Below are 11,543 nucleotides of genomic sequence, written 5' to 3' on the forward strand. Positions count from 1 at the left end.
CCAGTCGCCCTCGGCCCCGGCCGGGGGCGACTCGCATATCCCCCAGTTTGGGCGAAACGGTCTCATTGGGTCGGTCAGGCTGCTTAGATGGGCGCGCCCAGATCCTGTCCATTCCCAGTGAGGGGGACGTATGTCCTATCAGCAGCAGGGATTTCCGCAGCAGGCGCAGAACCTCGACCAGGGCGGTCAGGCCCCGGCGCCGGCCCGGACCAACCCGGCGACCGCGATCATCGCCGCCGTGCTGGCGCTCGGCGCCGCCGTCGCGCTCACCATCGTGGGTTTCGACTTCCTCAACGCCATTCCCGAAGGGGCGAGCTTCGGCGACCTGCCGGCGGAGCTGAAGACCGTCCTGATCCTGGACTTCGCCGCCGCGCTGGTGCTCCTGATCGGAGCGATCCTGGTCGTGGCCCGGAAGGTGGCCGGCGCGATCGTCGTCGTGCTCGGTGGGCTGGCCGGTCTCACCGCGATCCTGATCGTTCCGGTCCTGGCCGAGATCGAGTTCAGCGCCTACCTGGAGGCGATGTTCAAGTTCGGCGACAAGGGCGCCACGATGAGCGCGCTCGCGCTGATCCTCTCGCCGCTCGCGCTGATCGTCGCGCTCCTCCCGCCCACCCTGCGCCACCTGCGCGGTTCGGCCGACGCGGGGTACTCGGAGACGCAGCCGACCTGGTGATCCATCTCACGATGTGAACCATCGGCGGGTCGGCCGTAGGCTGTAGTCCATGGCAGACGAGACCGGCAGATGGGGCTTCGAGACCCGGGCGATCCATGCGGGCCAGCGGCCCGACCCGCGAACGGGCTCGGTCATCGTGCCGATCTATGCCACGTCGACGTTCATTCAGGACGGAGTCGGTGGGGTACGTGACGGCGGTCATGAGTACTCGCGCACCACGAACCCCACCCGGTCCGCTCTGGAGGAGGCGCTGGCCGCGCTCGAGGGCGGCCGCTACGCGCTGGCCTTCGCCTCCGGCATGGCCGCCGCCGATGTGGCGCTGCGCACCCTGACCCGGCCGGGCGACCACGTGATCCTCGGCGGGGACGCCTACGGCGGCACGTTCCGCCTGCTGGACAAGGTGCTCGCGCTGTGGGGCGTCGCGCACAGCAGCGTCGACCTGTCCGATGTGGAGGCGGTGCGGGCCGCGGTCCGGCCGAACACCAAGGTCATCTGGTGCGAGTCGCCGACCAACCCGCTGCTCGGGATCGCCGACATCGGGGCGCTGGCCTCGGTCGCCGCGACCGCCGGGGCGCGGCTGGTGGTGGACAACACCTTCGCCACGCCCTACCTGCAGTCGCCGCTGGGCCTGGGCGCGGACGTCGTGCTGCACTCGACCACCAAGTACCTGGGTGGACACTCCGATGTGGTCGGTGGTGCGCTGATCACGTCGAACGAGCACCTGCGTGAGGAGTTCTTCTTCCTGCGCAACGCCGTCGGCGCCGTGCCCAGCCCGTTCGACTCCTGGCTGGTGCTGCGCGGAGCCAAGACGCTGGCGCTGCGCATGGAGCGGCACAGCGACAACGCCGAGCGCGTGGTCCGGGCCCTGGTCGGCCACCCGAAGGTGGGCAAGGTCTACTACCCGGGGCTGCCCGACCACCCCGGCCACGAGGTCGCGGCCAAGCAGATGCGCCGGTTCGGCGGCATGGTGTCATTCTCGGTGGCCGGCGGCGAGCAGGCCGCGCTGGAGGTGGCCTCCCGGACGAAGCTGTTCATCCTGGCCGAGTCGCTGGGCGGCATCGAGTCGCTGATCGAGCACCCGGGCAAGATGACGCACGCCAGCACGACCGGGTCGCCGCTGCAGGTCCCGGGCAACGTGCTGCGGTTGTCCGTGGGTATCGAGGACGCCACCGACCTGGTCGCCGACCTCCTCCAAGCCCTGGGGGACTAGTCAGGGGTTGACGAGTTCGTTGGACGCGGGGCGGGCCGGGGCCTGGCCGTGTTCCTGCTCGACCGGCGCGCTGGGCAGGTCGGCCGGGTCCAGGCAGCCGCCGACGAGCTCGACCGCGCCGTCGCGCTGGACGTAGTGACCGGAGTCCGCGCATCCCGCGCTGGTCACGGTGAACACCGCGACGCCGGCCAGCGCCATCGCGGCGGCCATGGCACCCGCCAGCGGCAGTACACCGGCGACACGCTTGCCGACCGCCATCTCCACTTCACCCCACCCTTACGAGCCTGCTCGTTGCCGAGAGTACCTGAGGTTGAGCTGCCCGTGGGGGGCGTTCAGAGGTTCCCGCGCCGTTCCTGCTCCCGCTCGATCGCCTCGAACAGCGCCTTGAAGTTGCCCTTGCCGAAGCCCAGCGAGCCGTGCCGCTCGATCAGCTCGTAGAACACGGTCGGACGGTCGCCGATCGGCTTGGTGAAGATCTGCAGCAGGTAGCCGTCCTCGTCCCTATCGACCAGGATCCGGTGCTCCTTGAGGATTTCGATCGGCACCCGGACCTGCCCGATCCGGGCCCGCAGCTCGGGGTCGTCGTAGTAGGAGTCCGGGGTCTCCAGGAACTCGACGCCGGCCGCGCGCATGGCGGTGACGGTGCCGACGATGTCGTTGGTGGCCAGCGCGATGTGCTGGCAGCCGGGGCCGCCGTAGAACTCCAGGTACTCGTCGATCTGCGACTTCTTCTTCGCGATCGCCGGCTCGTTGAGCGGGAACTTCACCCGGTGGTTGCCGTTGGACACCACCTTGCTCATCAGCGCGGAGTACTCGGTGGCGATGTCGTCGCCGACGAACTCCGCCATGTTCACGAAGCCCATCACGCGGTTGTAGAAGTCGACCCAGTGGTCCATCCGGCCGAGCTCGACGTTGCCGACGCAGTGGTCGATGGCCTGGAACAACCGCTTGGGCGCGCCCGCGGGCCGGGTCATGGTGCTCTCCCGCGCGACGTAGCCGGGCAGGTAGGGGCCGTCGTAGCGGGACCGGTCGATCAGCGTGTGCCGGGTCTCGCCGTAGGTGGCGATGGCGGCCATTCGCACGGTGCCGTGCTCGTCGGTGACGTCGTACGGCTCGTCCAGGATCGTGGCGCCCTGCGCCCGGGCGTGCGCGACACACTGGTCCACATCGCCGACCTCGAGGGCGAGGTCGACCACGCCGTCGCCGTGCCGGCGGTGGTGGTCGATCAGCGGGCTGTCCGGCGCCACCCCGCCCTTGATCACGAACCGGGCCGAGCCGGAGGTCAGGACGAAGGCCTTGTGGTCGCGGTTGCCGGTCTCCGGGCCGGAGTACGCGGCGAGCTGCATGCCGAACGCGGCCTGGTAGAACCACGCGGTCTGGGTGGCGTTGCCGGCCACGAACACCACGGCGTCCATGGCCCGGACCGGGAACGGGTCCCGGGTCTCGTCGTAGTCGACGAGCCCGACGAGCTGACGCAGCTGGTCGAAGCTGATGTTGTCCATCGTCTCGGTCATGGCGGCCTCCCTCACTCCTCTGCCCAGGATGGTGCGGCCGAGCAGTCTGAGCAACACATCGCCGATTTGCTGGACAACTTGAGCAGACTGATGGGAGATTCGCTCGACAGATTGAGCAGACTGTTCAGAAGGTAGAGCAATGTCGGAGATTGATGAGCTGGATGCCCGGCTGCTGCTGCTGTTGAGCGACGAGCCGCGGCTGGGGGTGCTGGAGTGTTCCCGGCAGCTCGGGGTGGCGCGGGGAACGGTGCAGGCCCGAATGGACCGGCTGGAGCGGCGCGGGGTGCTGCGCGGGTTTCCGCCGGCCGTGGACCTGGCCGCGATGGGTTACGTGCTGACCGCATTCGCGGTGCTGGAGATCGCTCAGGGCCGGCGGGTCGAGGTGGCCGAGCGGCTCGAGGCGATCGACGAGGTGTGTGAGGTGCACGCCACCACCGGCCAGGGCGACCTGCTGGTGCGGATGGTGGCCAGGTCGAACGCCGACCTGCAGCGGGTGATCGACGAGGTGGTCGACGTGCGCTGGGTGGAACGCACGTCGACCTCGATCGCGTTGACCACGCCGATCCCGTACCGGGTCCGGCCGCTGCTCGAACGCGCGAAAGGACAGCCGGAAACTCCGGAGTGAACCGGCGGTATGCCTAACCGGCGTAGGGGACGGCCTTGACGAGGGTGACCTTCTGGGTGGAGCCGTTGGGCAGCTCGTAGGAGCGGGTCTCGCCCTCCTTGGCGCCGAGCAGGGCGCGGCCGATCGGGGATTCGGGCGAGTAGATCTCCAGCGCGCCCTCGGCGCCCTCTTCGCGGGTGGCCAGCAGGAAGTTCTCGGTGTCGGAGTCGCCCTCATAACGGACGGTCAGGATCTTGCCGGGTTCGGCGAGACCGTCGTTGGCCGGCGCCTCGCCGACCTTGGCGTTGCGCAGCAACTCCTGCAGGTGCCGGATGCGGGCCTCCTGGTGGGCCTGCTCCTCGCGAGCGGCGTGGTATCCGCCGTTTTCCTTGAGGTCCCCTTCCTCGCGGCTCGCGTTGATCTTCGCGGCGATGGCCGGGCGATTCTCAACAAGCTCGTCAAGCTCCTGCTTGAGCCGGTTGTAGGCATCCTGGGTCAACCAGGTCACCCCTGCGTCGCTCACGGTCACCATCTCCTCGTCGTCGCCTGCGCGGTCGCCTGGGCGCGGACCGACAGTTTCCCGGGCATTGGTGCGAACCCGGAACGGAAAAACACGGCCCGCGCGGGGCCGTGCCGGTGAGTAAGCATATCACGGTTACGACGAAGGTCTTGTCCGTTTTGTCCGGTTAGCCCGAGGCTGCGGATCGGTTCACCCTGATGGCGGCGTGCTCTGCAAATACGCCGGCACCTCGTAGGAGCAGCCGAAAACATCGGCCGTCACCGGGTCATTGGTGCTCTGAATGTCGGTGCTCATCGGCGTGGTGCTCCCGCCAGGTGGGATCAACACCTCCTTGCGACCGCCCTCGGCGCCGTCGCGCCCGCGCACCCGCACGATGCACACGGCCGCTCGCTCGGGGTGGTCCCGGGTCACCGTGAAGGTCATCCGCAGCGCGTCGCCCGGCAGGTCGGCGTAGCCGGTGCGCTCGGCCTCGATCGGCGCCGACCCGAGGTTGGTGTACGCAACGTAGCCAAGCGCCGTCCCGACCACGATCGCGCAGGCCGCGACGATCCACACGGTCCGCCGCGAGGCCGGCCGGCCCCGGTTGCCGTAGCGACCCTCGGGAAGCGCTTGACTCCCGACCGTCATGGAATGTCCACCGGGAACAATGGGCCCTATCTGAAGAGTTCGAACTAACCAGGTTGAGTATGGGGCAACCGGATCGAGAGGGTTCACGGAGGCATGGCCGAAAAGCTGCGTTTGATGACGGTCCACGCCCACCCGGACGATGAGTCGAGCAAGGGTGCGGCGACGATGGCCAGGTACGTGGCCGATGGTCACGAGGTCATGGTGGTGACCTGCACGGGGGGAGAGCGCGGGGACATTCTCAACCCGGCGATGGAGCGGCCCGACGTGGCCGAGAACATGATCGAGCACCGGCGCCAGGAGATGGCCAGGGCGGCCGAGATCCTCGGCGTGCAGCACCGGTGGCTGGGCTTCGTCGACTCCGGACTGCCCGAGGGCGACCCGCTGCCGCCGCTGCCCGACGGGTGTTTCGCTCTCGTCCCGCTGGAGGAGTCGGTGCCGGCGCTGGTCGAGGTCATGCGGGAGTTCAAGCCGCACGTCGTGATCACCTACGACGAGAACGGCGGCTACCCGCACCCGGACCACATCCGCTGCCACGAGGTGTCGGTCGCGGCGTTCGACGCCTGCGGCGACCCGGAGCGCTACCCCGACGCCGGGGAGCCGTGGACCCCGCTCAAGCTGTACTACTCGCACGGCTTCTCCCGGGCCCGGATGGTGGCCATGCACGAGGCGCTGCTGGCCCGCGACCTGGAGTCGCCGTACACCGAGTGGCTGGAGAAGTGGCCGGCCGAACGCGGTGACATCACCCACCGGGTCACCACCCGGATCGAGTGCGCGGACTACTTCGAGGTGCGCGACGCCGCCCTGATGGCGCACGCCACCCAGATCGACCCGAACAGCCGCTGGTTCGCCGTGCCGCTCGACGTGCAGCGGGAGGTGTGGCCGTACGAGGAGTACGAGTTGGCCCGCTCGCTGGTCGACACCACGCTGCCCGAGGACGACCTGTTCTCCGGCATCCGTGAGAAGGTGAGCACGTGATTGTCGTTGGTCTCGCCGGTCCCGACCCGGCGACGGCGGTGCCGATGGTGCTGGCCCAGCCGTCCCCGGTGCCGGGCCCGGAGGACCCCGGCGGACGCGGGGAGGACTTCGGCAAGTCCTCCCCGGTCGGCTTCCTCGTGCTGGTCATCTTCTTCATCGCGGTGGCGTTCCTGATCCGCTCGATGACCAAGCACCTCAAGCGGGTCCCGGCCACCTTCGACCCGCCGGCCGAGCCGGAGCGCAAACCCGCCCAGGACTCATAGCCTGGGGTCGACCGGCTCCGACTCCATGGCCAGCACGGCGAACACGCATTCGTGCACCCGCCACAGCGGCTCGCCCCGGGCCAACCGCTCCAGACCCTCGATGCCCAGCGCGTACTCCCGCAGCGCCATCGAGCGCTTGTGGGCCAACCCGCGCTGGCGCAGCCGGGCCAGGTGCCGGGGCTCGGTGTAGTCCGGGCCGTAGATGATCCGCAGGTACTCCCGGCCGCGGACCTTCACCCCCGGCTGGACCAGGCCGCGCGCACCGCGCACCAGGTTCGCCATCGGCTTGACCACCATGCCCTCGCCGCCGCCCTCGGTCAGCTCGGTCCACCAGGCCACGCCCGCCGCGGTCGACTCCGGGTCGCCGGTGTCCACCACCAGATGCCTGGTCGGGGCGAACAGTTCCGGATCGGCGGCGCCCAGCCTGGTCAGCAGCGCGAGATGCCAGCCGTGGTCGCGGTCGTGGTGGGTGCGGCCCTCGGTGGCCAGTAGCTGGAACGGGGCCAGCCGGACCCCGGCCAGCCCGTCGACCGGCCAGCAGTACCGCCGGTAGGCGGCCCGGAACGCCTCGGCGTTGGCCACCCGGGCGGTGGCGCCGGTCAGCAGGTCGCCCAGGTCGACCCCGCGCCGCGCGGTCGCGTCCAGGGCCGCGAGCGCGGCCGGCAGTGCGGCGGCCGCGGCCGCCCCGGTGGCCGCGTACTGGTCCATGATCAGCCGGGTGGCCTTGGCGTTCCACGGCATCAGCTCGGCATCGAGCAGCAGCCAGCCGGTGTCCAGCTCGCGCCACAGGTCGGCGGCCGAGATCGCGGCGCGGACCCGGGCCAGCAGCTCGGCGGTGCGCGCCGGCTCGAAGAACGGCCGACCGGTCCGGGTGTACAGCGAGCCGCGACCATCCTGGTGTACCAACAGGATCGCCCGGGAACCCATGTGCTTCTCCTGGCACACCACGGTTCGCACGCCATCGGCGAGGTACCCGGCGAACGCCTCGGCCGGGTGCTCGAGCAGGCCCGCAACCGTCGATGCCGGCGGCGGCGTCATGGTCGGCGGCAGGTACGGCAGCAGGGCCGGGTCGACGGCGAAGCGGCTCATCACCTCCAGCGCGGCCGCCGCGTTCTCGGCCCGCACCGAGACCCGGCCGTGGTTGGCGGTCTCGACCACCCGCCGGCCGGTCACGTCGGCCAGGGTCAGCGTCCCGCTGTCCCGCGCCGGCCGGTCCGGCGCGGCCAGCGGGCGCTTCGGCTCGTACCAGACCTGGTGCGCGGCAACGGAAACCACCTCGCGCTCCGGGTAGCGCAGTGCCGTCAGCGCGCCGCCGAACACGCACCCGGTGTCCAGGCACATGGTCCCGTTGACCCATTCCGCTTCCGGGACCGGCGTGTGTCCATAGAGGACGATCGCGCGGCCGCGGTAGTCGTCGGCCCACGGGTAGCGCACCGGCAGGCCGTACTCGTCGGTCTCGCCGGTGGTGTCGCCGTAGAGCGCGAAGGACCGCACCGCGCCGGAGGCACGGCCGTGGTAGTGCTCGGGCAGCCCGGCGTGCGCCACCACCAGCTTGCCGCCGTCCAGCACGTAGTGCGCGACCAGCCCGGCGCAGAACTCCTCGATCCGCTTGCGGAACTCGTCCGGCTCGGCGCCCAGCTGCTCGAGCGACTCGGCCAGGCCGTGCCCGACCTTCACGTTGCGCCCGCGCAGCGCGCGCACCAGCTTGACCTCGTGGTTGCCGGACACGGTGAGCGCGTCCCCGGCGGCCGTCATGCCCATCACCAGGCGCAGCACGCCGGGGGTGTCCGGGCCGCGGTCCACCAGGTCGCCGACGAACACGGCGCGCCGCCCGTGTGGGTGGTGCGCGCCGCACGGGCGGCCCTGCTCGTCCCGGGCGATCTGGTAGCCGAGCCGTTCCAGCAGTTCGGTCAGCTCGGCCCGGCAGCCGTGCACGTCGCCGATCACGTCGAACGGTCCGGTCTCGGTGCGCAGGTCGTTGCGCAGCGGCTCGACCACGATCCGGGCCGCGTCGACCTCCTCCTGGCTGCGCAGCACGTGCACCCGGCGGAACCCCTCGCGTTCCAGCCCGCGCAGCGAGCGGCGCAGGTCGGCCCGGTGCCGCCGGATCACCGCCGCGGGAAAGTCCCGGTTGGTCCGCGCCTCGTTGCGCCGCAGGCATTCCGCCTCGGGCAGGTCCAGCACGATGGCCACCGGGAGCACGTGGTGCTCGCGGGCCAGCGCGAGCAGGTCGGAGCGGGCGCCGCGCTGCACGTTCGTCGCGTCGATCACCGTGACCCGGCCGGCGGCCAGCCGCTTGCCGGCCACGTACCGCAGGGCGTCGAACGCGGCAGCGGACACCGTCTGGTCGTTCTCGTCGTCGCTGACCAGCCCCCGGAAGAAGTCGCTGGACAGCACCTGGGTGGGCGCGAAGTGGCGCGCGGCGAAGGTGGACTTGCCCGAGCCGGAGGCGCCGATCATCAGCACCAGGGCCATGTCCGGAATCGTCAGGTCCACTTAGGACATCTCCGTCCGGTCGAAGGTGGCCAGCTGGGTCGGCGGACCCACCTCCGGGTCGTCCGGACCGACCGGCACGTACCGCACCTGGTAGCCGTAGGCCGCGCAGACCCGGTCGGCCCAGTCCCGGAACTGTGCCCTGGTCCACTCGAACCGGTGGTCCGGGTGCCGCCGCGCCCCCGCCGGCAGCGACTCGAACCGGACGTTGTGCTCGACGTTGGGGGTGGTCACCACCACCGTGCCGGGCCGGGCGACGCCGAACACGGCCTGCTCCAGCGCGGGCAGCCGGGCCTCGTCGACGTGCTCGATCACCTCCATCAGCACCGCCGCGTCGTAGCCGGCGAGGCTGGGATCGGCGTAGGTCAGCGCCGACTGGCGCAGCGTGATCCGGGACCGGACCCGGTCGCCGGCCCGGTCCAGGTGCAACCGGTCCGCCGCGGCGGCCAGCGCCCGGCTCGACACGTCCACCCCGAGGATCTCGGTGAAGGTGCTGTCCCGGACCAGTTCCCGGAGCAGGCGGCCGTTGCCGCAGCCGAGATCGAGCACCCGGTGGGCGCCGCTGGCCCGCAGTTCGGCCAGCACCGCGCGGCGCCGGCTCTCGGCCAGCGACTCGGGCGCGTCGCGGGGCGCGGTCACCACCGGTTCGGCCAGGGCGTTGTCCATGCTCTCCGGCTCGACCCCCTCGGCCTCGGCCAGCCGGTCCAGTGCGGACCGGACGTACTCCCCGCGGTGCCGCAGGTACCGCCCGGTGATCAGGTTGCGCTCCGGGTGCCCGGCCAGCCAGCCGTCGCCGGCCCGCAGCAGCTTCTCGACCTCCTCGGCGCCGACCCAGTAGTGCTTGGCGTTGTCCAGCACGGGCAGCAGCACGTAGAGATGGCGCAGGGCGTCGGCCAGCCGCAGGTCGCCGACCAGCGTCAGGTCGGCGTAGCGGGAGTCGCCCCAGTCCGGGAACTCCGGGTCGAGCGGCACCGGCACGGCGCTGACCTGCCAGCCCAGCGGGGCGAACAACCGTTCGGCGAGCTCGATCCCGCCCCGGCACGGCTGGGCCGGGACGTGCACCCGAAGCGGGATGGCTCGCGCGGCAAGTTCGGGCCGGGCGTCGCACCGGCCGTTCATCGCGGTGCGGAACACGCTGCCGAGCGCCACCGCCAGCATGGACGAGGCCGCGTAGGGACGGTCGTTGACGTACTGGCTGAGGGTGGCGCCGCGGCCGCGGACCAGGGCGACCGGGTCGATGTCCAGCAACAGCGCGGCCGTGCACTCCCGGGTCTGTGCCCGCGGGTAGAAAACATGGGCGGTGCCGGCCATGACCGGGAAGCTCTGCTGCCGATCCGGGTGTTTGTGCAGCAGGTAGCCCAGGTCGGTGGCAGGCTCGGCGGTGGTGGTCAGGGTCAGCAACACCCGCAGAGTGTCGCCGAACCCGGGGCCGCGGGTCAGGTGATTTGAGAGGCATGTGAGATGGCGAACAGACTGGTAGGCGCGACCAGCCCGTATCTGCTGCAGCACGCGGACAACCCGGTGGACTGGTGGCAGTGGGGGGAGGACGCGTTCGCCGAGGCCCGCAGGCGCGACGTGCCGGTGCTGCTCTCGGTCGGCTACGCCGCGTGCCACTGGTGCCACGTGATGGCGCACGAGTCGTTCGAGGACCCGGAGACCGCCGCGCTGATGAACTCCCGGTTCGTCAACATCAAGGTGGACCGGGAGGAGCGGCCGGACGTCGACGCCGTCTACATGACCGCCACCCAGGCGATGACCGGCCAGGGCGGCTGGCCGATGACCTGCTTCCTGACCCCGGCAGCCGAGCCGTTCCACTGCGGCACGTACTACCCGCCGGCCCCGCGACCCGGCATGCCGTCGTTTCGGCAGTTGCTGACCGCCGTCCACGAGGCGTGGTCCTCGCGCGACGAGGAGGTGCGCGGCGCCGGGGCCCGGGTGGTCGCGGAGTTGGCCCGGCAGACCGGACCGCTGCAGGAGTCCGTTGTGGACGACTCGGCGCTGGCCGGCGCGGCCACGTCGCTGCTCGGCGAGTTCGACCGCCGCAACGGCGGTTTCGGTGACGCGCCGAAGTTTCCGCCCTCCATGGTTCTGGAGTTCCTGCTGCGCCACCACGAACGGACCGGGTCGGTCGAGGCGCTGTCCATTGTGGAGCGAACGGCGCAGAAGATGGCGGCCGGCGGAATCTACGACCAGCTCGACGGCGGGTTCGCCCGGTACAGCGTGGACGCTCGGTGGAGCGTGCCGCACTTCGAGAAGATGTTGTACGACAACGCTTTGCTGCTGCGGGTGTATGTGCACCTGGCCCGGCTCACCGGGTCGGCCCGGTACCGCGAGGTGGCCGAGCAGACCGCCGGGTTCCTGCTCGACCGGTTGCGCACCCGGGAGGGCGGGTTCGCCGCCTCGCTGGACGCGGACACCGACGGGGAGGAGGGCCTGACCTATGTCTGGACGCCGGTTCAGCTGGCCGAAGCGCTCGGCCAGGCGGACGGGGCGTGGGCGGCGAACCTGCTCGGGGTGACCGGCTCCGGGACGTTCGAGCACGGCACGTCCACCCTGCAGTTGGAGGCGGAACCGGACGACCCGGCGCGCTGGCAGGACGTGCGCGCCCGGATGCTGCGGGCCCGGGACGCCCGGCCGCAGCCGGCGCGGGACGACAAGGTGATC

General features: G+C 71.0%; 12 protein-coding genes. 6 read left to right on the plus strand and 6 right to left on the minus strand.

Annotated features, from left to right (window positions below):
* Window positions 1-130: 130 nt before the first annotated feature.
* Window positions 131-673, plus strand: a complete 543-nt coding sequence (locus tag VFO68_RS21770; protein ID WP_325160199.1) for a hypothetical protein — start codon at window positions 131-133, stop codon at window positions 671-673.
* A gap of 49 nt (window positions 674-722) precedes the next feature.
* Window positions 723-1,883, plus strand: a complete 1,161-nt coding sequence (locus VFO68_RS21775) for a cystathionine gamma-synthase (RefSeq protein ID WP_325160200.1) — start codon at window positions 723-725, stop codon at window positions 1,881-1,883.
* Here VFO68_RS21775 and VFO68_RS21780 read toward each other — a convergent pair whose 3' ends face one another.
* Window positions 1,884-2,147, minus strand: a complete 264-nt coding sequence (locus VFO68_RS21780; RefSeq protein WP_414635545.1) for a hypothetical protein — start codon at window positions 2,145-2,147, stop codon at window positions 1,884-1,886.
* A 68-nt stretch (window positions 2,148-2,215) separates the two neighbouring features.
* Window positions 2,216-3,397: a 4-hydroxyphenylpyruvate dioxygenase gene (gene hppD / locus VFO68_RS21785; protein WP_325160201.1), complete on the minus strand. Its 1,182-nt coding sequence runs from the start codon at window positions 3,395-3,397 to the stop codon at window positions 2,216-2,218.
* Between the two features lie 139 nt (window positions 3,398-3,536).
* Between hppD and VFO68_RS21790 the strand changes: the two genes are divergently transcribed.
* Window positions 3,537-4,022, plus strand: coding sequence for an Lrp/AsnC family transcriptional regulator (locus VFO68_RS21790; protein ID WP_325160202.1), 486 nt, complete (start codon window positions 3,537-3,539; stop codon window positions 4,020-4,022).
* Between the two features lie 13 nt (window positions 4,023-4,035).
* Here VFO68_RS21790 and greA read toward each other — a convergent pair whose 3' ends face one another.
* A complete protein-coding gene (greA, locus tag VFO68_RS21795) occupies window positions 4,036-4,533 on the minus strand; it encodes a transcription elongation factor GreA (RefSeq protein WP_325160203.1) in 498 nt (165 codons plus the stop codon).
* 177 nt (window positions 4,534-4,710) lie between these two features.
* The gene (locus tag VFO68_RS21800; RefSeq protein WP_325160204.1) at window positions 4,711-5,148 is read right to left on the minus strand and encodes a DUF4307 domain-containing protein; all 438 of its coding nucleotides are present in this window, start codon (window positions 5,146-5,148) and stop codon (window positions 4,711-4,713) included.
* Window positions 5,149-5,241: 93 nt separating this feature from the next.
* Between VFO68_RS21800 and mca the strand changes: the two genes are divergently transcribed.
* Complete coding sequence (mca, locus tag VFO68_RS21805) at window positions 5,242-6,123, plus strand: mycothiol conjugate amidase Mca (protein WP_325160205.1); 882 nt, start codon at window positions 5,242-5,244, stop codon at window positions 6,121-6,123.
* 44 nt (window positions 6,124-6,167) lie between these two features.
* Complete coding sequence (locus tag VFO68_RS21810) at window positions 6,168-6,386, plus strand: hypothetical protein (RefSeq protein WP_325160210.1); 219 nt, start codon at window positions 6,168-6,170, stop codon at window positions 6,384-6,386.
* Here the strand turns inward: VFO68_RS21810 and VFO68_RS21815 are convergent.
* Together VFO68_RS21815 and VFO68_RS21820 are read right to left on the minus strand one after the other, a co-directional pair.
* A complete protein-coding gene (locus VFO68_RS21815) occupies window positions 6,381-8,882 on the minus strand; it encodes a polynucleotide kinase-phosphatase (protein ID WP_325160206.1) in 2,502 nt (833 codons plus the stop codon). The genes VFO68_RS21810 and VFO68_RS21815 overlap by 6 nt on opposite strands.
* Window positions 8,883-10,283 carry a 3' terminal RNA ribose 2'-O-methyltransferase Hen1 gene (locus VFO68_RS21820; RefSeq protein ID WP_325160207.1) on the minus strand — a complete coding sequence of 467 codons (1,401 nt, stop codon included), beginning with the start codon at window positions 10,281-10,283 and terminating at the stop codon, window positions 8,883-8,885.
* A 57-nt stretch (window positions 10,284-10,340) separates the two neighbouring features.
* Here VFO68_RS21820 and VFO68_RS21825 point away from each other — a divergent pair.
* Window positions 10,341-11,543 (plus strand): thioredoxin domain-containing protein (locus VFO68_RS21825; RefSeq protein WP_325160208.1); only part of this gene is annotated, 1,203 nt, incomplete at its 3' end.

It is taken from the genome of Actinophytocola sp. (assembly GCF_035712165.1).
GTDB lineage: Bacteria > Actinomycetota > Actinomycetes > Mycobacteriales > Pseudonocardiaceae > DASYTH01.

Bases quoted from the DNA above. Each gene is read 5' to 3' on its own strand.
- VFO68_RS21790 (WP_325160202.1), top strand. From the start codon at position 3,537: ATGTCGGAGATTGATGAGCTGGATGCCCGGCTGCTGCTGCTGTTGAGC.
- VFO68_RS21800 (WP_325160204.1), bottom strand. From the start codon at position 5,148: ATGACGGTCGGGAGTCAAGCGCTTCCCGAGGGTCGCTACGGCAACCGG.
- mca (WP_325160205.1), top strand. From the start codon at position 5,242: ATGGCCGAAAAGCTGCGTTTGATGACGGTCCACGCCCACCCGGACGAT.
- greA (WP_325160203.1), bottom strand. From the start codon at position 4,533: ATGGTGACCGTGAGCGACGCAGGGGTGACCTGGTTGACCCAGGATGCC.
- hppD (WP_325160201.1), bottom strand. From the start codon at position 3,397: ATGACCGAGACGATGGACAACATCAGCTTCGACCAGCTGCGTCAGCTC.
- VFO68_RS21775 (WP_325160200.1), top strand. From the start codon at position 723: ATGGCAGACGAGACCGGCAGATGGGGCTTCGAGACCCGGGCGATCCAT.
- VFO68_RS21770 (WP_325160199.1), top strand. From the start codon at position 131: ATGTCCTATCAGCAGCAGGGATTTCCGCAGCAGGCGCAGAACCTCGAC.
- VFO68_RS21810 (WP_325160210.1), top strand. From the start codon at position 6,168: ATGGTGCTGGCCCAGCCGTCCCCGGTGCCGGGCCCGGAGGACCCCGGC.